At 62.6% G+C, this 21,157-nt stretch carries 20 protein-coding genes; 2 read left to right on the top strand and 18 right to left on the bottom strand.

Annotated elements, in window-relative coordinates:
- Positions 1-30: 30 nt before the first annotated feature.
- From NKI15_RS30540 to dusB, 6 genes are all read right to left on the bottom strand, one after another.
- On the bottom strand, positions 31-891 hold the full coding sequence (locus NKI15_RS30540) for a D-amino-acid transaminase (RefSeq protein ID WP_023710527.1): 861 nt from the start codon (positions 889-891) through the stop codon (positions 31-33).
- A 102-nt stretch (positions 892-993) separates the two neighbouring features.
- A complete protein-coding gene (gene ntrX / locus NKI15_RS30535) occupies positions 994-2,355 on the bottom strand; it encodes a nitrogen assimilation response regulator NtrX (RefSeq protein WP_023668929.1) in 1,362 nt (453 codons plus the stop codon).
- Complete coding sequence (locus tag NKI15_RS30530; protein WP_023668928.1) at positions 2,345-4,633, bottom strand: sensor histidine kinase NtrY-like; 2,289 nt, start codon at positions 4,631-4,633, stop codon at positions 2,345-2,347. The genes ntrX and NKI15_RS30530 overlap by 11 nt, the downstream gene beginning before the upstream one ends.
- A 144-nt stretch (positions 4,634-4,777) precedes the next feature.
- A complete protein-coding gene (ntrC, locus tag NKI15_RS30525) occupies positions 4,778-6,235 on the bottom strand; it encodes a nitrogen regulation protein NR(I) (protein ID WP_023691281.1) in 1,458 nt (485 codons plus the stop codon).
- Positions 6,232-7,377: a two-component system sensor histidine kinase NtrB gene (locus NKI15_RS30520; protein ID WP_352515388.1), complete on the bottom strand. Its 1,146-nt coding sequence runs from the start codon at positions 7,375-7,377 to the stop codon at positions 6,232-6,234. The genes ntrC and NKI15_RS30520 overlap by 4 nt, the downstream gene beginning before the upstream one ends.
- On the bottom strand, positions 7,374-8,402 hold the full coding sequence (gene dusB, locus NKI15_RS30515; RefSeq protein WP_352515387.1) for a tRNA dihydrouridine synthase DusB: 1,029 nt from the start codon (positions 8,400-8,402) through the stop codon (positions 7,374-7,376). The genes NKI15_RS30520 and dusB overlap by 4 nt, the downstream gene beginning before the upstream one ends.
- A gap of 139 nt (positions 8,403-8,541) precedes the next feature.
- Here dusB and NKI15_RS30510 point away from each other — a divergent pair, with 139 nt between their 5' ends.
- Together NKI15_RS30510 and NKI15_RS30505 are read left to right on the top strand one after the other, a co-directional pair.
- Positions 8,542-9,765: a bifunctional 2-C-methyl-D-erythritol 4-phosphate cytidylyltransferase/2-C-methyl-D-erythritol 2,4-cyclodiphosphate synthase gene (locus NKI15_RS30510; RefSeq protein ID WP_023696096.1), complete on the top strand. Its 1,224-nt coding sequence runs from the start codon at positions 8,542-8,544 to the stop codon at positions 9,763-9,765.
- Complete coding sequence (locus NKI15_RS30505; RefSeq protein WP_023696095.1) at positions 9,762-10,271, top strand: CinA family protein; 510 nt, start codon at positions 9,762-9,764, stop codon at positions 10,269-10,271. Before NKI15_RS30510 ends, NKI15_RS30505 begins: the two co-directional genes overlap by 4 nt.
- Here NKI15_RS30505 and NKI15_RS30500 read toward each other — a convergent pair.
- The 12 genes from NKI15_RS30500 to eno all read right to left on the bottom strand — a co-directional run bounded on the left by NKI15_RS30500 (position 10,247) and on the right by eno (position 20,886).
- A complete protein-coding gene (locus NKI15_RS30500; RefSeq protein ID WP_023668922.1) occupies positions 10,247-10,708 on the bottom strand; it encodes a type II toxin-antitoxin system RatA family toxin in 462 nt (153 codons plus the stop codon). The genes NKI15_RS30505 and NKI15_RS30500 overlap by 25 nt on opposite strands.
- A gap of 11 nt (positions 10,709-10,719) precedes the next feature.
- Complete coding sequence (gene lipA, locus NKI15_RS30495) at positions 10,720-11,685, bottom strand: lipoyl synthase (RefSeq protein WP_023668921.1); 966 nt, start codon at positions 11,683-11,685, stop codon at positions 10,720-10,722.
- Between the two features lie 127 nt (positions 11,686-11,812).
- Positions 11,813-12,070 (bottom strand): GlsB/YeaQ/YmgE family stress response membrane protein, encoded by a 258-nt coding sequence (locus NKI15_RS30490; protein ID WP_023668920.1) that lies wholly within the window; start codon positions 12,068-12,070, stop codon positions 11,813-11,815.
- A gap of 102 nt (positions 12,071-12,172) precedes the next feature.
- Positions 12,173-13,621, bottom strand: coding sequence for a dihydrolipoyl dehydrogenase (lpdA, locus tag NKI15_RS30485; protein WP_023668919.1), 1,449 nt, complete (start codon positions 13,619-13,621; stop codon positions 12,173-12,175).
- 21 nt (positions 13,622-13,642) lie between these two features.
- Positions 13,643-14,284: an SGNH/GDSL hydrolase family protein gene (locus NKI15_RS30480; RefSeq protein ID WP_023682555.1), complete on the bottom strand. Its 642-nt coding sequence runs from the start codon at positions 14,282-14,284 to the stop codon at positions 13,643-13,645.
- Positions 14,281-14,700 carry a hypothetical protein gene (locus tag NKI15_RS30475; protein WP_023668917.1) on the bottom strand — a complete coding sequence of 140 codons (420 nt, stop codon included), beginning with the start codon at positions 14,698-14,700 and terminating at the stop codon, positions 14,281-14,283. Before NKI15_RS30475 ends, NKI15_RS30480 begins: the two co-directional genes overlap by 4 nt.
- Positions 14,701-14,714: 14 nt before the next feature.
- Positions 14,715-16,136, bottom strand: coding sequence for a pyruvate dehydrogenase complex dihydrolipoamide acetyltransferase (locus tag NKI15_RS30470; protein WP_023706544.1), 1,422 nt, complete (start codon positions 16,134-16,136; stop codon positions 14,715-14,717).
- A gap of 2 nt (positions 16,137-16,138) precedes the next feature.
- Positions 16,139-16,444, bottom strand: coding sequence for a hypothetical protein (locus NKI15_RS30465; RefSeq protein ID WP_023714177.1), 306 nt, complete (start codon positions 16,442-16,444; stop codon positions 16,139-16,141).
- A gap of 26 nt (positions 16,445-16,470) precedes the next feature.
- Positions 16,471-17,895, bottom strand: a complete 1,425-nt coding sequence (locus tag NKI15_RS30460; RefSeq protein WP_023726782.1) for a pyruvate dehydrogenase complex E1 component subunit beta — start codon at positions 17,893-17,895, stop codon at positions 16,471-16,473.
- Between the two features lie 15 nt (positions 17,896-17,910).
- Positions 17,911-18,957, bottom strand: a complete 1,047-nt coding sequence (gene pdhA / locus NKI15_RS30455) for a pyruvate dehydrogenase (acetyl-transferring) E1 component subunit alpha (protein WP_023682559.1) — start codon at positions 18,955-18,957, stop codon at positions 17,911-17,913.
- Between the two features lie 193 nt (positions 18,958-19,150).
- Positions 19,151-19,474, bottom strand: coding sequence for an FtsB family cell division protein (locus NKI15_RS30450; RefSeq protein WP_352515386.1), 324 nt, complete (start codon positions 19,472-19,474; stop codon positions 19,151-19,153).
- Between the two features lie 137 nt (positions 19,475-19,611).
- Positions 19,612-20,886, bottom strand: coding sequence for a phosphopyruvate hydratase (eno, locus tag NKI15_RS30445; protein ID WP_023701745.1), 1,275 nt, complete (start codon positions 20,884-20,886; stop codon positions 19,612-19,614).
- Positions 20,887-21,157 lie beyond the last annotated feature (271 nt).

Here is a 21,157-nt window from a genome sequence, read left to right as displayed (position 1 = left end):
ATATTGATGTGCAGTCCGTCTGTGCGGTTATCAGGCTGGACTTTTTTCCGCAACGTCAAAAAAGGCTTGCCGCAATGAAAGTGTTATCGAACCGGGGTGCCCATTGGCGACCGCGGCACCGTCGATTGCCACGACCGGCATGGCGATTGTCGTTGCCGAACTGATGAAAGCTTCTCGCGCAGCCTTGGCTTCAGTGACTGAAAAACCGCGCTCCTCGATCGTCAACCCGAGCTTTGCCGCCACTTCGAACATGGTCGTGCGGGTGATGCCGCGCAGGATGCCATGCTCCGCCGGCCGGGTGACCAGAACGCCGTCCCTTGTAACGATCCAGGCGTTGGACGAGCCGCCCTCCTTGACGTTGCCATCGGTGTCGACGAACCAGGCCTCCTGGGCGCCGGCCTCCTTGGCCTTCTGCTTGGCCAGTACGTTGGGCAGCAGGCCGGTGCTCTTGATGTCGACCCGGTCCCAACGGTTTTCCGGCACGGTGATGACCTTGATGCCCGCCTCGGCTCGCTTGGCGGCCGCCGCCGGGTCGGCCTTTCTGGCCGTAATCACCAGCGATGACGGTGTATCGGCGGGGAAAACGAAGTCGCGGCTGGCAACACCGCGCGTAACCTGGACATAGACCAGGCCGTTGACGACGTGGTTGCGCCGGACGATTTCGCGCAGAAGAAGCGGCAGCACACCCCTGGTGACCGGCCAGTCGATCGACAATTCGCTAAGGGAGCGGCTCAGCCGGGCAAGATGGCGCGGCATGTCGACGATAAAGCCCTGCGCCACCTCGCAGACCTCGTAGACGCCGTCGGCGAATTGATAGCCGCGATCCTCGATATGCACGGCAGCGTCGGCATGGGCGACATAGCGCCCGTTCACATAGGCAATGCGCGGCATGGGTTACCCCTCAGAACAGTCTCGCTATTTCTAGGCGATTCCGCCGCTGCCGTAACCGGCAATTGCACGGGCCACGGCCCGCTGGACCAACAACAATGGGGATCAGACCCCCAGCGACTTCAGTTTCCGGTGCAGCGCCGAGCGCTCCATGCCAATGAATTCCGCCGTCTTCGAGATGTTGCCGCCGAAACGGTTGATCTGGGCGATCAGATAGTCCTTCTCGAACTGTTCGCGCGCCTCGCGCAGCGGCAGCGCCATGATGTGCTGGTCGGACTGGTTCGGCGTGCGCGGCATGACATCGCCGATCTCCGACGGCAACAGGTCGGCGGTGATCGGCGCATCGATATCGTCGCCACGCGCCAGGATCATCAGCCGTTCGACATTGTTGCGCAGCTGGCGGACATTGCCCGGCCAGTTGTGCGCCTGCAGCACGGCAAGCGCATCGTCGCCGATGCGGCGCGGCTTGATGCCGGCCTGGCGAGCGATCTGCTTCATGAAATTGTCGACGAGATAGGGAATGTCCTCTCGCCGCTCGGCCAGGCCCGGCACCATGACCGGAACCACCGCCAGGCGGTGATAGAGGTCTTCGCGAAAACGGCCGTCGGCGATCATCGCCTCCAGGTTCTGCGAGGTCGAGGAGATGATGCGGACGTCGACCTTGACCCGCTTGGTGCCGCCGACCCGCTCGAACTGCTGTTCGACCAGCACGCGCAAAATCTTGTTCTGCGTCTCGCGCGGCATGTCGGCCACTTCGTCGATGTAGAGAATGCCGCGGTGCGCCTCTTCAAGCGCGCCGACCTTGCGCTCGGTGCCGTTCGATTCGGTGCCAAACAGCTCGATCTCCATGCGCTCGGGCGTGATGTTGGCCGCGCTCAGCGTCACGAACGGCGCGCCCTTGCGCGTCGACAGCGTGTGGATGGCGCGCGCGGCGAGCTCCTTGCCCGAGCCGGACGGACCGATGATCATGACGCGGCTGTTGGTCGGCGCCACGCGCTCGATGGTCTGGCGCAGCTGGCTCATCGCCGACGACATGCCGATCAGGTCGAAGGTTTCGCCGCTGCGCTGCTTGAGGTCGGACACCTCGCGCCGCAATTTCGAGGTTTCGAGCGCCCGCTCGGCGATCAGGATCAGCCTGTCGGCCTTGAACGGCTTCTCGATGAAATCATAGGCGCCGCGGCGGATGGCCGACACCGCTGTCTCGATATTGCCGTGGCCGGAGATCATCACCACCGGCAGGCTCGGATGCATCGTCTTGATCTCGTCGAGCAGCGCCAGCCCGTCGAGGCGCGAGCCCTGCAACCAGATGTCGAGGAAAATCAGCCGCGGCGCCCGGTCGGCGATTGCCGCGAGCGCGCTGTCGGCATCGAATGCCGTGCGGGTTTCATGCCCTTCGTCGCTCAATATGCCCGCGACGAGTTCACGGATGTCTTCCTCGTCATCGACGATGAGAATATCAGACGCCATTACCGACCTTTTCAGTTTCTCGTTCGTGTTCCGTTTCGCCTTGACCGCGTGGCGGCGCGGTTGCGGCAGCTGGCGGCAGGATGATCGAGATCATCGCGCCGCGTCCACCGTGGAAGTCCGCAGGCGCATCGTGCAATTCAAGCCGCCCGCCATGGTCCTCCACGATCTTCTTGACGATGGCGAGACCAAGCCCGGTGCCCTTCTCGCGCGTCGTCATGTAGGGCTCGAGCAGCCTTTGGCGGTTCTCGCGCGGCAAGCCTTTGCCATTGTCGATGACGTCGATTCTGATCGCGCCATTCTGCCGGGCAGCTTGAATCCGGATTATGCCGTGCGAACCGTCCTTTTGTTCCAGCCCGTCAATCGCCTCGGCCGCGTTCTTGATGACGTTGCCGAAAGCCTGCGCCATCAATCGGCTATCGAACGTGCCCTTGAGCGGTTCGTTGCCGAACACGCGTTCGAAAGCAATGTCGGCGCGGCTGACTTCGACCAGGAACGACGCCTCGCGCAGCGATTCACGCAGATCGATGGCTTTCATCTCGGGCTTGGGCATGCGGGCGAAAGCCGAGAACTCGTCGACCATGCGGCCGATATCCTCGACCTGCCGGATGATGGTGTCGGTGCACTGGTCGAAAATCTCGCGGTCTTCGGTGATGACCTTGCCGAAGCGTCGCTTGATGCGCTCGGCCGAGAGCTGGATCGGCGTCAGCGGGTTCTTGATTTCATGTGCGATACGCCGCGCCACATCCGCCCAGGCCGACGAGCGCTGTGCCTGGACGAGATCGGTGATGTCGTCGACCGTCACGACGTAGGATTTCTCCTCCTCGCCGTCGTCGCCGGCCTCGATGGTGATCTGCACGTTGAAGGTACGCTCGGCGCCGGTGCGATAGAAGGTGACCTGCTCGCGATAGACCGGCTTGCCGGATTTGCGGCCGATCTCGAAGACACGGCCGACATGCGGTAGCACGGCGGACAGGTTCTGCCCCAGCGCCGCCGTGGCCGATATGGCCAGCATCGTTTCGGCCGATTTGTTGACGATGGAGACGATGCCGTAGGGATCGACCCCGATGACGCCGGCGGTGACGCCGGCCAGCACCGCTTCCGAGAAACGACGCCGTTCGTCGATCAAATCCTTGGCCGACAGGATCTCGTTGCGCTGCGATTTAAGCTCCAGCAGCATCTTGTTGAACGTATCGCCAAGCGAGGCGACATCGCCGTCGGAAGGCCGTACCGGAACGGCGACATCGAGATTGCCGGTCGCAACCTCGTCAGCCGCGCCGATGAGTTGACGGATGGGCCGCACCAGACGGTCGGCCACCGCTATGCCGGTCCAGATGGCCGACAGGATGATGATCAGCGTCAGTGACAGATAGGGCAGCGCGAACGCCACCTGCGACGTCCGCCTGTTGTCTTCCAGGCCGCGATATTCGGCGGTGTTGGACTGGACGATCGCCCTCGCCTTGATCACTTCGGGGTCGACCAGGCGATTGGTGTAGAGGTAGAGGCCTTCGATCTCCCGCAGCTTGATGATGGCGCCCATGATGTTGCGCGTCTTCGGCTCGATCAGCACCGGTTTGCCGTCGGCCGCGGCGCTGACCGCGCCCTCCGGCGGTGGCGGCATAGAGAAATCCGCATCGGTCTTCGCGCTCATGACAAAGGAGCCGTCTTCCCTGACCAGCGCCGCATGCACCAGGCTCCTGCCCACGGCTTCCTTGTTCATCAGGTCGAGAAAGCCGGTTCGATCGAGGCCGTAAAGCGTGCGCGAGGCGTCGAGATCATAGGCCATCGACAGCGTCGTGCCCTGAAGATTACGAGCGTTTTCCTGCACATAGGCGTCGGCGATCGACAGCGACGAGTTGACGATCGCCTTGGTGCGGATTTCGAACCAGCGGTCGAGGCCGATATCGAGCGTGATTGAGGCGATGATGGCCACCATGATGGCGGGGATGGCCGCGACCAGCGCAAACATCGTCACGATGCGCACATGCAGCCGTGACGCCGCCTTGCCGTGCCGGCGCGCCATGGTGATGCGATGCACCTCGCGGCCGACCAGAGCAATCAGCGCCAGCACAAATAAGGCATTGGCCGCAATCAGCGTCAGCGTTGTGTTTGCGTCTGGCGTGATCGGCGTGGCGCCGACAAGAATCGCAAACGAGATTGCCGCCGTAACCAGCGCGCCGGCAATTGCCACAACGCCAGGCAACGCAAGCAGCCGCCGTCCATCCCTCTGGCCGGGTCTGCTGAAAAGCGGTTCGTTTGATGTCAGAGCTTGCGAAGCCATGTCGCCGTCTAAGAGCCAGTGATTGCGTTGGATGTATGCAACGCATTGTGGCGATTATGCAACAAGTGTGGCCGTGACGGAAATCTTTCGGCCGCCGATCCCCTGAAAAGGGGATGACCTCGCGTCACTTCGGGCAGCAGGCGCTCATGATCTCGACGATTTGTAGACGTTGACGCCCAGCTCGCGAATCTTCTTGCGCAACGTGTTGCGATTCAAGCCGAGCAATTCGGCCGCCTTGATCTGGTTGCCGCGCGTTGCCGTCATGGAAGCGAGCACCAGCGGATATTCGACCTCCGACAAGATGCGTTGATAGAGACCTGCCGGCGGCAAATCACCGGCGAAAGAGGCGAAATAGCGCTGCAGGAAGTGCTCCACCGCCTGGCCGATGGACAGATCGTCCGGGATCAAATTGCCGCCGCCGGGAACGACCGGCCTTTCGCCTGTCTTCAGTTCGGCTTCGATGATTTCGGCTGATATTTCGTCCTGCGAATAGAGCGCCGCAAGCCGGCGCACCAGGTTTTCCAGCTCGCGCACGTTTCCCGGCCACGGATAGCGCTTCATCAATTCGATGCCGCCGGTCGAAATGCGCTTGGTCTGCAAGCCTTCGCTGGCGCCGATCTTGAAGAAATGCCGCACCAGATCGGGAATGTCTTCCGATCTCTCACGCAAACCCGGCAGCCGAAGCGGCACGACATTCAGGCGATAGAACAGATCCTCGCGGAAAAGCCCCTGGTTGATCAGCGTGCGCAGATCCTTGTTGGTGGCGGCGACGATGCGCACATCGGTCTTGATCGGCGTGCGCCCGCCGACCGTGGTGTATTCGCCCTGCTGCAGCACGCGCAGCAGCCGCGTCTGCGCCTCCATCGGCATGTCGCCGATCTCGTCCAGGAACAGCGTGCCGCCCTCGGCCTGCTCGAAGCGGCCTGTCGAGCGGTTCTGTGCGCCGGTGAAGGCACCCTTCTCATGACCGAACAGTTCCGATTCGATGAGGTCGCGCGGGATTGCCGCCATGTTGATGGCGACGAACGGACCGCCTCGGCGGCGGCCATATTCGTGCAGCGCGCGCGCCACCAATTCCTTGCCGGTGCCGGACTCGCCCGAGATCATCACCGTCAGATCGGTCTGCATCATGCGCGCCAGCATGCGGTAGATGTCCTGCATGGCGGCCGAGCGGCCGACCAGCGGCATGGCGTCAGGCTGTTCTTCCGGTCGCGTATCGATCTTCGGTCGGCGCGGCTCTGACAGCGCACGATTGACGATGTTGAGCAGCTCGGTCAGGTCGAACGGCTTCGGCAGATACTCGTAAGCACCTGTTTCGGAAGCACGAATAGCCGTCATGAAAGTGTTTTGCGCGCTCATCACGATGACCGGCAGCTCCGGCCGGGCCTTCTTGATGCGGGGCAGCATGTCGAAGGCGTTCTCGTCCGGCATGACAACGTCGGTGATCACCAGATCGCCCTCGCCCGCCGCCACCCAGCGCCACAGCGTCGAGGCGTTGGAGGTCACGCGCACCTCATGGCCGACGCGCGACAGCGCCTGATTGAGCACGGTGCGGATGGCCGCATCGTCGTCGGCGACGAGAATATTGCCGCGAACCGTCATTTGCGGTCTCCTTCGCCTTCATCATCGGCAGTGTCGATGGGTGTTTCTTTCCAGGCCGGCATCAGGATTCGGAAGGTGGTGCCGCGCGGCGTCGAATCGCATTCGATGATGCCGCCATGCTCGCCGACGATTTTCGCCACCAGCGCCAGGCCGAGCCCCGAGCCGTTCGGCTTGGTGGTGATGAACGGATCGAACAGGATCGGCAGAATGTCTTCCGAAACGCCGGACCCATTGTCGCGCACGCAGAATTCAAGCGGTAGCGACACGCGGTCCTGGGTTCCGGGAACGGAAACGCGGATGCCCGGCCTGAACGCGGTCGACAGCACGATCTCGCCCTGCGGGGCGCCGCCGATCGCCTCGGCGGCGTTCTTGACCAGGTTGAGAAACACCTGGATCAGTTGGTCGCGGTTGGCGAAAACCGGAGGCAATGATGGATCATAGTCCTCCATTATCCTGATCCTCTTGGCAAAACCGTTCTTCGCGATTGCCTTCACATGGTCCAGCACGACATGGATGTTGACGGGATAGCGGTCAATCGGCCGCTCGTCGGAAAACACCTCCATGCGGTCGACCAGGGAGACTATGCGATCAGTCTCGTCAGTGATGAGGCGGGTCAGGGCGCGATCCTCGTCGGACGCCGAGAGTTCGAGCAGCTGTGCGGCGCCACGAATGCCGGACAGCGGGTTCTTGATCTCATGCGCCAGCATGGCGGCAAGGCCGGTGACCGAACGCGCGGCACCCCTGTGTGTCATCTGCCGGTCGATCTTGTCGGCCATCGAGCGTTCCTGGAACATCACCACGATCGAGCCTGGGAATTCCGGCACCGGCGCGACATAGAGATCGACGACCTTCTCGATGCCGAGACGCGGCGACGACACGTCGACACGGTATTCGTTGACCGGCGCACGGCGCTCGCGCACCTGATCGACCAGCTGCAGCAACGGGCTGCCGAACGGGATCAGCTTGGACAGTGTGTTGCGGGCAAGCATGTTGGCACTTGAGCGGAAGAAGTCTTCCGCATCGGCATTGGCGTAGGTGATGAACCCGTCCGGATCGACCATGATCACCGGACGGCGGATGGTGTTGAGCACGATATGGGCAGCATTTGCCATCTCGGTGCCCGGTGCAGCAGGCGCGTTCATGCAGCGCTCCGCATGGATGCGGCCTCGCCCCCGCCGGAAAACACCTCATGCAGCAAGGCAATGACGCGGGCGGGTTCGAAAGAGGTGAGGATGGCTTTCCGCCGCTCATCGGAAACGCCAGCAGAGTGGCGGTCGAGATACCAGCCGAGATGCTTGCGCGCCTGGCGCAAGCCGCTTTCGACGCCGTAAAGCGTCAGCATGTCCTCGTAGTGGGAAACGATGTAGTCGGCCATGGCTTGCGGGCTTTCCGGCACGCCGGAGAGCGCGTCGCCCGCAGCCTTCGCCGCAATGCGGCCCGCCGTCCATGGCGCGCCATAATGGGCACGACCGATCATCACCGCGTCGGCGCCCGACTGTTCAAGGATTTCGGCGGCCTCCGCGGGCGAGCCCACATCGCCGTTGGCGACGACCGGGATCGAGACGGCGTCCTTGATGCGGGCGATGGCGCCCCAATCGGCCTTGCCTTGATAAAACTGGCAGCGCGTGCGCCCATGCACGGTCACCATTTTAACACCGGCCTCTTCGGCGCGGCGCGCCAAGACGGGTGCATTGAGCGCATTGTCGTCCCAGCCGAGCCGCATCTTGACCGTGACCGGCACCTGGACCGCGCCGATCACCGCTTCGATCAGCGACAGCGCATGGTCGAGATCGCGCATCAGCGCCGAGCCGGCATAGCCGCCGGTCACCTTCTTGGCCGGGCAGCCCATATTGATGTCGATGATGTCGGCGCCCTCGCCGGCAGCGATGCGCGCGCCCTCGGCCATGTGCTCGGCCTCGCGGCCGGCAAGCTGAACCATATGGACGGGCAGCCCGGAATGACGGATGCGCAGGTCGCATCCGACCCTGCCCTTGGCAAGCTCGCCGCTCGCCACCATTTCCGACACGACTAGGCCCGCGCCATGCGCGTCGGCGCGCTGCCGGAACGGCTCGTCCGTTATTCCCGACATGGGCGCGAGGAAGACGCGGTTGCGGATCGTCACGCCGCCAACGTCGAGCGGCGAAGCCAATTTTGTCACTTCAGGCATGCACAAAAACCAAGCATATCGGATTGCTGCACATTCTCTAGCCATAAGAAAGGCATTGTGCAACGCGCAATGACGTCACATTGCGGCGCATTTGGGAAAATGCTGGCCTTCGCAATAAGCCGCGACTAAGCCTCTCGGCATGACAGACGCAAGCGAAAAACCGGCCGAGGCGACGACCGACAAGGTCGGCTTGGTCATCGTTGCAGCCGGCCGCGGCGCGCGTGCCGGACAGGCCGACGGGCCGAAGCAATATCAGCGCATCGGCGGCCGTGCCGTTATCGCGCGCACGCTGGAGACGTTCCTGGCGCATCCCAAAATTGGCCCCGTCGTCGTCGCCATCCATGCCGATGACCGCGCGCTTTTCGACAAGGCAGCCGGCCTGTATGCCGAGCGGGTTACCGCCGTGGTCGGTGGCGAGTCGCGCCAGGCATCGGTCCGGCTCGGCCTGCTGGCGCTGAGGGACCGTACGCCCGGCCGTGTCCTTGTCCATGACGCGGTGCGGCCCTTTGTCGACGCGGCCCTGATCGACCGTACCATCGCCGCCATTGGCGAGCGGCAGGGCGCGCTGCCCGCTTTGCCCGTCGCCGATACGCTGAAGCGCGAGTCGACGACCGGCATGATCGAAGAGACGGTGCCAAGGGCCGGCCTTCATGCCGCCCAGACGCCGCAAGGCTTTCCGTTCTGGCCGTTGCTCGCCGCGCATGAAAAGGCCCATCATCTCGGCAAGGCGGATTTCACCGACGATGCCGCGATCGCCGAATGGGCGCATATTCCGGTAAAAATCGTCGAGGGGTCGCCGGACAATGTCAAATTGACCTGGGCAAGGGATATCGCGATGGCGGATCAACGGCTTACTGGCGAGCGTTTTCCAGACATTCGCACCGGCAATGGCTATGACGTGCACGCCTTCGAGGCCGGCGACCATGTCACCCTGTGCGGCGTCGCCATTCCGCACGGCAAGAAGCTTTCCGGCCATTCGGATGCCGATGTCGGCCTGCACGCGCTGACCGATGCGCTGCTCGCCACTTGCGGCGCCGGCGACATCGGCACGCATTTCCCGCCTTCCGATCCGCAATGGAAGGGCGCGGCGTCAAAGATCTTCGTCGAGCATGCGGCCAGGTTGGTGCGCGAACGCGGCGGCCGCATCGCCAATGCCGACATCACGCTGATCTGCGAGGCGCCGCGCGTCGGCCCGCATCGCGGGGCCATGACCAATGCGCTGTCGGCGATGCTGGGCATTTCCAGCGATCGCATCTCGATCAAGGCGACGACGAACGAGAAACTCGGCTTTGTCGGCCGCGAGGAAGGCATCGCCGCCATCGCCACCGCCAGTGTCGTCTTCCCCGGGGAGGTTCCCGCATGAACAACAGCGATCTTGCCAACGCCCTGCTCCAGGTCTGCCAGCAACGCGGCATCATGCTGGCGACGGCCGAGAGCTGCACCGGCGGCATGATCATCTCGGCACTGACCGACATTGCCGGCTCGTCCGCTGTCGTCGATCGCGGCCTCATCACCTATTCCGATGAAGCAAAGATGGAGATGCTCGGCGTCTCGCCCGCCACACTCGAGGCGCATGGCGCCGTCTCGCGCGAAACGGTTCTGGAGATGGCGGAGGGCGCTCTGGCCCGCTCGCGCGCCGGGCTTGCGCTTGCCGTCACCGGCATTGCCGGCCCAGGCGGCGGCTCGCCGGAAAAACCGGTCGGCCTCGTCTGGTTCGGAGTTGCCCTAAGAGGTGGGCCGGTGGCTGCCGAGCTCAATATGTTTGCCGACAATGGCCGCGACTTCATCCGCCGCGAGACGGTCAAGCATGCGCTGGAGATCGGCCTGCGCGCGCTCGGCGACACTCATGAGATGGGCGTCGTTCCGTAGATGACGTCCGCACGTTTTTCGAAGGCTTCGGAAAACATGCGGAAGGCGCGATCGAACATGGTGCCCATCAACACGCCGAGGATACGGCTCTTGAACTCGTAGTCGATGAAGAAGCGAACGTTGCAGCCGCCGCCGTCGGCCGGCTCGAAGCGCCAGATATTGCTGAGATATTTGAACGGCCCATCGATGTATTTGACGTCGATTGTGTTCTCGTCCGGCTTCAGCAGCACCTGCGTCGTAAAGGTCTCGCGGATCGCCTTGTAGCCGATGCTCATATCGGCGAGGAGAATGGTGCGGCGATCACGCTCCTTGCGAGAGCGCACCGTCAGCGCCTCGCACAGCGGCAGAAATTGCGGATAGGTCTCGATATCGGCGACCAGCGCAAACATCTGCTCCGGCGTGTGGGCAACGCGGCGTGTGGCTTCGAATTTCGGCATTGAAGCAGGATTTAACTGGCTTTTTTGAGCTGCGCCTCACGCGCCGCCCGCAGCCTGGCGAAATCGTCACCGGCATGATGCGAGGAGCGCGTCAGCGGGCTCGACGCCACCAGCAGGAAACCCTTGGTCTTGCCGATCGTCGCGAAGGAGCTGAATTCCTCCGGCGTGACGAAGCGGATCACCGGGTGGTGCTTCTTCGACGGCTGCAGATACTGGCCAATGGTCATGAAGTCGACATTGGCCGAGCGCAGGTCATCCATCAGCTGCAGGATCTCGTTGCGCTCTTCGCCGAGGCCGACCATGATGCCGGACTTGGTGAAGATCGACGGATCGAGCTCCTTGACCCGCTGCAACAGCCGGATCGAGTGGAAATAGCGGGCACCCGGCCGCACCGTCAGGTAGTTCGACGGCACGGTTTCGAGATTGTGGTTGAAGACATCGGGCTTGGCCGCCACGACGATCTCCAGCGCGCCTTCCTTGCGCAGGAAATCGGGCGTCAGGATTTCGATCGTGGTCAGAGGTGTCGCTGCCCGGATCGCCCGGATAACCTCGGCGAAATGCTGCGCGCCGCCATCGGCGAGATCGTCGCGGTCGACCGAGGTGATGACGACATGGGTCAGCCCCATCTGCTTTACGGCATGCGCGACACGCGCCGGCTCATCGGCATCGAGCGCGGTCGGAATGCCGGTGGCAACATTGCAGAACGCGCAGGCGCGCGTGCAGATCTCGCCCATGATCATGAAGGTGGCGTGCTTCTTTTCCCAGCACTCGCCGATATTGGGGCAGCCGGCCTCTTCGCACACCGTGACCAGCTTGTGCGACTTCACGATCTCGCGGGTTTCGGCATAGCCCTTGGACATCGGCGCCTTGACGCGGATCCAGTCGGGTTTGCGCAGCACGTCCTGATCAGGCTTGTGCGCCTTCTCGGGGTGCCGCAGGCGCGGCGCGTTGGCGATCGTGTCGAGGACGGTGACCATCTCAAACCTGACTTGTTGGCGTCTGCCCGTCGGCATTCGCCCTTCTGACGTCATCTAGGACTTTTCGGTGCAAAGAAAAAGGCCGCGGCGGCGCATGCCGCCACAGCCTTTTTCGCATAGCGGTAGTCTAGCGGCGTATCAGCCGCCCGGCAAAGATCAGCAGGCAGGCGCCGATGAAGCCGGTGATCAGGTAGGCGAGCCAGCCGACACCGAAGGGTTCGATGTTGAGCGCCCTGAGAATTGCGTTCAGCACCACCGCGCCGACAATGCCCATAATGATGTTCATCAAGACGCCGGTATTGCTCTTCATGACCATCTCGGCCAGCCACCCGGCCAAACCGCCGATGATGATGGCCGCAATCCAGCCCACGCCATTCACGTCCATATGCCAACTCCTCCAGTGTCAGGTGAAAATGCATCCGGAAACGAACTGTCTTGCCGTAAGGTTCCTCCGGCGCATGCGTCTGAGTCTCGCGGCAGCAATTTATCACGCGTTGAGCGCACGGCCATAGGCATCAAGCACGCTTTCCTTCATCATCTCCGACAGCGTCGGATGCGGGAAGATGGTGTGCATCAGTTCTTCCTCGGTGGTCTCCAGGTTCATCGCCACGACAAAGCCCTGGATCAGCTCCGTCACCTCGGCGCCGACCATATGCGCGCCGAGCAGCTGGCCGGTCTTCTTGTCGAAGATGGTCTTGATGAAGCCCTGGTCCTCGCCAAGCGCGATCGCCTTGCCGTTGGCGCCGAACTGGAAGCGGCCGACACGAATGTCCTTGCCTTCGGCCTTGGCCTTGGCTTCGGTGAGCCCGACCGATGCGACCTGGGGGTTGCAATAGGTGCAGCCCGGGATCTTCAGCTTGTCTGTCGCATGCACGCCGGGGAAATTGGCGATCTTTTCGATACACACCACGCCTTCATGCTCGGCCTTGTGGGCAAGCATAGGCGGTCCGGCTACATCGCCGATAGCGTAGATGCCGGGAACGTTGGTCTTGCCATAGCCGTCAATGACGACGCAGCCGCGATCGGTCTTCACGCCGAGCGTCTCGAGGCCGAGATTATCGATGTTGCCCTGCACGCCGACGGCCGAGATCATGCGGTCGGCGGTGATCTTCTCGACCTTGCCGTCCTTCATCTCGACATGGGCGGTGATCGAGTTGGCACCCTTCTCGACCTTGGTCACCTTGGCCTCGAGGATGATTTTCATGCCCTGCTTCTCGAACTGCTTCTGCGCGAATTTCGAGACCTCGGCATCCTCGACCGGCATCACCGCCGGCAAAAGCTCGACCACCGTCACCTCGGCGCCCATGGTGCGATAGAAGGAGGCGAACTCGATGCCAATGGCGCCCGAACCCATGACCAGCAGCGATTTCGGCATCTCCTTCGGCACCATCGCTTCAAAATAGGTCCAGATCAGTTTGCCGTCCGGCTCGATGCCGGGCAGCGCGCGCGGCCGGGCGCCGGTGGCGAGAATGATGTGCTTGGCGGTGTAGGTCCCCTCGCCCTTGACGCCCTTGGGCACCGGCGGCTGCGGCTCCATCGGTTTCTTGGCCGTCTTGGAAACGACGATCTCACCGGGCTTGGAGAGCTTCGCCTCGCCCCAGATGACGTCGACCTTGTTCTTCTTCATCAGGAAGGCGACGCCGCCATTGAGCCTCAACGACACTTTGCGCGAGCGGTCGACGACAGCGGCCGTGTCGGCGCTGACCTTGCCGCCTTCGAGCTTCAGGCCGTAGTCCTTCAGATGATCGGAATAGTGCATGATCTCGGCCGAGCGCAGCAGCGCCTTGGTCGGGATGCAGCCCCAGTTGAGGCAGATTCCGCCGAGATGCTCGCGCTCGACGATCGCCGTCTTGAAGCCGAGCTGGGCGGAGCGCACCGCCGTGACATAGCCGCCGGGGCCTGAGCCGATGATTATGACGTCGTAGGATTCAGCCACGGGGTTTCTCCCTGATTTTCTCTAGAGTTCCAGCATCACACGCACCAATGGCGCCAATGCGTCACCTATATTGCGCGTGTTTTCGGCATCGAGATGGACCCCGTCGATCGGTGTGGTCTCGGCCACCGTGCCGGCATCGAAAAAGCCGCAGCCGGCCTCGTCGGCGAGCGCGGAATATTGCGGCGCCAGCCGCTTCGAGGCCTCGTCGCCGCCGGCAAACATTTCCTTGAATTCGGCATTGTCGGTGCGGCTGACCGCTGGTGGCGCGACGATCAGGATTTGCGGCGCGGCCCAGTCGAACGGATAATCGTGGCCGCGCACGATGTCGATCAGCCGCTGCACGCCCTGCTTGGCCGCGACCGGATTGCCGTGGATCCAGGGCTTCATGTCGTTGGCGCCGAGCATGATGATGATCAGGTCGAGCGGCGCATGGCTGGTCAGGATCGTCGGCAGCACCTTGGCGCCATTGCGGTCGGCACCAGCCAGGTGATCGTCGAAAGCCGTGGTGCGGCCGTTCAGACCTTCGGCAATGACTTCGATATCATCGTCGCCCAACGCCGCCTTGAGCACGCTCGGCCAGCGATCTTCCAGCGCATGACGCCCGAGGCTCGCCGCGTCATAGCCCCAGGTCAGGGAATCGCCGTAGCAGAGGATCGTCTTCATGCACCCGCACCCGCCTCCGCCCTAAGCCCGCGCCGCACGCGCCATCCCACGAACAGCCACTGCACGATAACCGTGGCGATGCTTGGCAAAAACAGACCGGCGACAACGGGGAGATCGCCCGACCACTGGGCTTTGCCAGGCGGCTGCGAGAAGGTCCAGGCAATCAGCCCGATTCCGGCCAGCACGAACAACGAAACCCCAACAAGCCCCGTCAGGTTTATCGCCCTTTGCGGGTTTGGCACGAACTGCGCGATGAAAAACGCCACCGTCGCAACGATGGTGACCAGCGCCGAAACCATGAAGACCAGGATGTATTCGGAATTCGCATTGGTGACGATTGCCAGCCACAGCGCCACCAGCCCGCCGGCCAGGCCGGAAAGGATCAGGGCGAAAAGGCTGGTGACGAATTTCCGCACAGCCTTTTTCCTTCCTAGACCAGCATGCCCATCGGATTTTCGATCATGCGCTTGAAGGCGACCAGAAGTTCGGCGCCGAGCGCACCGTCGACGGCGCGGTGATCGGTCGACAGCGTCACCGACATGATATTGGCGATTCTGATCTCGCCATTCTTGACCACCGGCCGCTGCTCGCCGGCACCCACCGCCAGGATCGTCGCATGCGGCGGGTTGATGACGGCGGCAAAGTCCTTGATGCCGAACATGCCGAGATTGGAGACAGCCGTCGTGCCGCCCTGATATTCCTCAGGCTTCAGCTTGCGGCTGCGGGCACGGCTCGCCAGATCCTTCATCTCGTTGGAGATAGTGGACAGTGTCTTTTCGTCGGCGTGGCGGATGATCGGCGTGATCAGGCCGCCGGGGATCGACACGGCAACGCCGACATCGGCGTGCTTGTGCTTGACCATGGCGCTTTCGGTCCACGACGCATTGGCATCCGGCACCGCCATCAGCGCCATCGCCATCGCCTTGATCACCATGTCGTTGACCGACAGCTTGTAGACGGGCACTTCGCCCTTGTCGGTCTTCTTCATCGGAGCCGCCGCATTGATCTGTGTGCGCAGCGCCAGCAGCGCATCGAGCTCGCAGTCGAGCGTCAGGTAGAAATGCGGGATGGTTGTCTTGGCCTCGACCAGGCGGCGCGCAATGGTCTTGCGCATATTGTCGTGCGGGACGAGCTCATAGGACCCTTCGGCAAACAGCTTCAGCACCTGTTCGTCCGACATCGCCTTGGGTGCCGCAGCCGGAGCCGCAGGTGCCGGAGCGCCGGCAGGTGCGGCTTTCGCGGCCGGTGCAGCCTTGGCGCCACCGCCGGCAATCGCCGCCTCGACATCGGCCTTGACGACACGGCCATGCGGGCCGGTGCCACTCACAGCGGACACATCGACGCCGGCGTCCTTGGCTATGCGCCGCGCCAGCGGCGAGGCGAAAGTGCGCTCGCCTGACGATTGGCTGATCTCCCCCCTTGTGGGGGAGATGGCCGGCAGGCCAGAGGGGGGCGCGACAGACTGAGAGGTCGGCGGGACAGCGCCCCCCTCTGTCGACTTCGTCGACATCTCCCCCACGGGTGGGGAGATTGACGCCTTATCCTGCTTGGCATCGGCTTTCGCGGGCGCGGCATCGCCACCACCCTTTGCCGCCGCCCCTGCATCCTCGCCTTCGCCGGCGAGAATGGCGATCAGCGCATTGACCTTGACGCCTTCGGTGCCGGCCGGAACGACCAGCTTGGCGACCGTGCCCTCATCGACGGCCTCGACTTCCATCGTCGCCTTGTCGGTCTCGATCTCGGCGATCACGTCGCCCGGCGAAACCTTGTCGCCCTCCTTGACCAGCCACTTGGAAAGATTGCCCTCTTCCATCGTGGGCGAGAGTGCCGGCATGGTGATGTTGATTGGCATAGTTACTCTCCCTGCAAGCCAGCCGGGCTAACCACGGCAAGTTCTAGACGTTTGCCTTTGAATTCCTTGCCAATCGATCGGGCCAAGAAGAAATTCAAACAAAGGAATGATGCTACAAGCCCAAGGCATGCTCCCCCAACAGAGCTCAGTACCTGAATTGCCTCATGGCGAAGTCCAAAAAAACCGCCAATGAACCCAATGACGAACCCAACAATCGCGCCAGCAACAAATCCACAAGCGATACTAGACAGGAAGCTCCGCCAAAATAGAGACCAAGCTATTCTCCTCACATCTGCCATCGTCGCCATTTCTGCCTCCCCCGCAAGAAAGACCGTCAGCGATACGTGACGGCTTTGACCGCCTCTATGACCTCGCCGACATTGGGCAAAGCCAGCTTTTCGAGGTTCGCCGCATAAGGCATCGGCACGTCCTTGCCGGCGATGGTGATGACCGGCGCGTCGAGGAAATCGAAGGCGCGCTGCGAAACCTGGTTGGCGATGTGGTCGCCGACCGAGTTCTGCGGGAAACCTTCTTCCACCACGATCAGGCGGTTGGTCTTTTTCACGGAGGCAATGACGGTGTCGAGGTCGAGCGGGCGGATGGTCCGGAGATCGATGATCTCGGCATCGATGCCCATGCCGCGCAGTTCGGCTTCCGCCTTGATGGCATAGGTCATGCCGATGCCGAACGAGACGATGGTGACGTCCTTGCCCTGTTTGTGAATGCGCGCCTTGCCGATCGGCAGCACGAAATCATCGAGCTTCGGCACGTCGAAGGACTGGCCGTAGAGGATTTCGTTTTCAAGGAAGATGACCGGGTTCGGATCGCGGATCGCCGCCTTGAGCAGGCCTTTGGCGTCGGCAGCCGTGTACGGCATCACCACCTTCAGGCCGGGAATATGGCTGTACCAGGCGGCATAGCACTGCGAATGCTGGGCGCCGACGCGGGCGGCCGCACCGTTCGGTCCGCGGAACACGATCGGTGCGCCCATCTGGCCGCCCGACATATAGAGCGTCTTGGCCGCGGAGTTGATGATCTGGTCGATCGCCTGCATGGCGAAGTTGAAGGTCATGAACTCGACGATCGGCTTCAGGCCGGCCATCGCCGCACCGACGCCGACGCCGGCAAAGCCGTGCTCGGTGATCGGCGTGTCGACGACGCGGCGCGGCCCGAATTCCTGCAGCAGCCCTTGCGTGATCTTGTAGGCGCCCTGGTATTCCGCGACCTCCTCGCCCATGACGAAGACATCGCCGTCGCGGCGCATTTCCTCGGCCATGGCATCGCGCAAGGCCTCGCGCACCGTAGTCGAGATCATCTCGGTGCCGGCGGGAATATCCGGATCGGCGGCAGGTTTGGCTGCCGGAGCGGCGGGAACTGCCTTCGGAGCCTCGCCGGCATCCTGGGGAGCCGCCGCCTTTGAGCCTTCCTCGGCTGCATCGGTCCGCTGACCGCCAGCGGAAACGGCATCCTGGGTTGAGGCAGGCTGGCCGCTCTTTTCGACATCGCCTGCACTTTCGCCGTCCTGCAGCAACACGGCGATCACCGCATTGACCTTGACGCCTTCGGTGCCGGCGGGAACCACGATCTTGCCGATCGTGCCTTCATCGACGGCCTCGACTTCCATCGTCGCCTTGTCGGTTTCGATCTCGGCGATGACATCACCGGCGACGACCTTGTCGCCCTCGTTCTTCAACCACTTGGAAAGATTGCCCTCTTCCATGGTCGGCGAGAGAGCGGGCATGAGAATTTCGATCGGCATGTCCTTGCCCTCCCGTTACAATACGATGTCGGTCCAGAGCTCGGACGGATCCGGCTCTGCGTCGTGCTGGGCAAATTCGGCGGCGTCGGCGACGATGTCGCGGACTTCCTTGTCGATGTTCTTGAGCTCGTCCTCGGTCGCCCACTTCTTGGCCGTCAGCCGCGCCTTGACCTGCTCGATCGGATCATGATCCGAGCGCATCTTCTGCACTTCTTCCTTGGAGCGGTATTTCGCGGGATCCGACATCGAGTGACCGCGATAGCGATAGGTCTGCATCTCGAGGATGATCGGACCGTTGCCGGCACGGCACCATTCGGTCGCCTGATCGCCGGCGGATTTGACCGCACGCACATCCATGCCGTCGACCTGAATGCCGGGAATCTTGAACGAGGCGCCGCGATGCGAAAAATTGGTTTCGGCCGACGAGCGCGACACCGAAGTGCCCATGGCGTAGCGGTTGTTCTCGATGATGTAGATCACCGGCAGCTTCCACAGCGAGGCCATGTTGAAGCTTTCATAGACCTGGCCCTGGTTGGCTGCGCCATCGCCGAAATAGGTCAGCGAGACATTGTTGTTGTCGCGGTAGCGGTTGGCGAAGGCCAGCCCGGTGCCGAGCGAAACCTGCGCGCCGACAATGCCGTGGCCGCCGTAAAAATGCTTCTCCTTGGAGAACATGTGCATGGAGCCGCCCTTGCCCCTCGACAGGCCACCACGGCGCCCGGTCAGCTCGGCCATGACGCCGCGCGGGGAAAGCTCCATCGCCAGCATATGGCCATGATCGCGATAGGCGGTGATCATCTGGTCGCCATTGATCAGCGACATCTTCATGCCGGTGACGACCGCTTCCTGGCCGATATAGAGGTGGCAGAAGCCGCCGATGAAGCCCATGCCGTAGAGCTGGCCGGCCTTTTCCTCGAAGCGACGGATAAGCAGCATGTGCCGGTAGGCGGCAAGCTCCTCGTCCTTGGTGAAGTCGGCCGGCTTGGGGGCGGAAAGCCCCGTTGATTTGGCGGATGTCGATTTAACGGATTTGGCAGGCGCTTTTTTGGCGGCGGTGGCCATGCATCACTCCCTGTTGGCGTCTCTTCGCGGACACTAAAGCAGACCATGTCTGCTCCGGGGGGGCAGCTCCTCCCCACCGATTGGAAGGAAGCTAACATGCGAGACCGCGTTTCGCCATGCAGAAAAACGCATGGCTGGCATGCGCCTAAACGCCCAGAATCGTTGGAGATAACAGCGATTAACCGAAACTCGGTTATTTCGAACTAGCCGGCAGCATGATGGTGATTTCATCGGGCTGGGACAGATTGAGCGCCCGGCGTGCCTGCTCGTCGAGCATATCCTTTTCAAGCGTGCCCTCATGCATCAGCTGGACGCGCCGCTCCAGATCGATCCGGCGCGCCTTGATGGCATCGTACTTGGCCTGCAATTCGATGGTCTGCGCTTCGAGCTGATATTTGGAATTGATGCCGAACTCGCCATGATAGGCATGGAAGCCGAAATAGGCCAGGAACGCCACGCAAAGCGACGGGATGATCAGCCGGCCGGTGTTTCTCTGCTTGTGCTGGCGTGTCCACATGGTCGCAATCCTTTGACCGCCATTTGTCGCTCGATTGTGCTTAATGGACGGTTACGGACAGGTGCATTAGCCAGCGGCCGCAACGAAAAAGGGCGGGAAAATCCCGCCCTTCGTCGTTTTCGCCAGTTCGGCAGAATTTAAGCTTTGACCACCGACTTGCCGGCGTAGCGCGCCTGCTTGCCGAGCTCTTCCTCGATGCGGATCAGCTGGTTGTACTTGGCCATGCGATCCGAGCGCGACAGCGAACCGGTCTTGATCTGCCCGCAATTGGTGGCGACGGCGAGGTCGGCGATGGTCGAATCCTCGGTTTCGCCCGAACGGTGCGACATGACGGCTGTGTAGCCTGCCTTGTGCGCGGTCTCGACAGCGTCGAGCGTTTCGGTGAGCGAGCCGATCTGGTTGACCTTGACCAGGATCGAATTGGCGACACCCATGCGGATGCCGTCGCGCAGCCGCGCCGTGTTGGTGACGAAGAGGTCGTCGCCAACCAGCTGCGTCTTGTTGCCGATCAGGTCGGTCAGGTACTTCCAGCCCTCCCAGTCGTCCTCGGCCAGGCCGTCCTCGATCGAGATGATCGGATAGTCGGCGGCAAGCTTGGCCAGGTACTTGGCCTGCGCCTTGGGATCGCGGGTCCTCTTCTCGCCCTCATAGACGTAATTGCCGTCCTTGAAGAATTCGGTCGCCGCACAGTCGAGACCAAGCGCGATCTCCTCGCCCGGCTTGAAGCCGGCCTTCTCGATCGATTCCATGATGAAATCGAGCGCCACCGGCGCACTCTTCAGATTGGGCGCGAAGCCGCCTTCGTCGCCGACATTGGTGTTGTGGCCGGCATCCTTGAGCTTCTTGCGCAGCGTGTGGAAGATTTCCGAGCCCCAGCGCACGCCTTCGCGCAGCGTCGGCGCGCCGACCGGCAGGATCATGAATTCCTGGAAATCGATCGGATTGTCGGCATGCGCGCCGCCATTGATGATGTTCATCATGGGCACCGGCAGCAAATGCGCCTTGGTGCCGCCGACATAGCGGTAGAGCGGCAGGCCGGCGGCTTCCGCCGCGGCCTTGGCGACCGCCAGCGAGACGCCGAGGATGGCGTTGGCGCCGAGCCGGCTCTTGTTGGGCGTGCCGTCGAGCTCGATCATGGTCTGGTCGATGTGGATCTGGTTTTCGGCTTCCAAGCCGCCGATCGCCTCGAACAGCTCGCCATTGACGGCCTCGACCGCCTTGAGCACGCCCTTGCCGAGATAGCGGGCGCCACCGTCGCGCAGTTCGACGGCCTCATGCGCGCCGGTCGACGCGCCCGACGGCACCGCGGCGCGGCCCATCGAGCCGTCTTCGAGGACGACGTCGACCTCGACGGTCGGATTTCCACGGCTGTCCAGGATTTCACGCCCGACAATGTCGATGATGGCGGTCATTGCGATGTCCCCGATTGATCGATTGAAAGCGTCGCGCCCCTCTTAGCCAAAGTGCCGCAAAAGGCAATCAGGAATGGCATGAAATAATGGTGACAGTCGCCCCATGCGCTCAGGCCGTGGGGCATGGGCGACGCCATCTGAACGCAAACAGCCCGCCCTGACGTCATATGTCTGGCGGGTAGTGTGCTGAGAGTTCTGCAAATTCGCTGAGAGGGGGCGGTCATGGCAGGCTGGTGATTGTTCACGTCACCTGATTCCCGCGAAGGAACGC

Origin of the sequence: Mesorhizobium sp. M0862 (genome assembly GCF_040319795.1) — a bacterium.
GTDB lineage: Bacteria > Pseudomonadota > Alphaproteobacteria > Rhizobiales > Rhizobiaceae > Mesorhizobium.
Note: the sequence above shows the minus strand (reverse complement) of the source record. Positions and strands in the feature narration are given on the sequence as shown.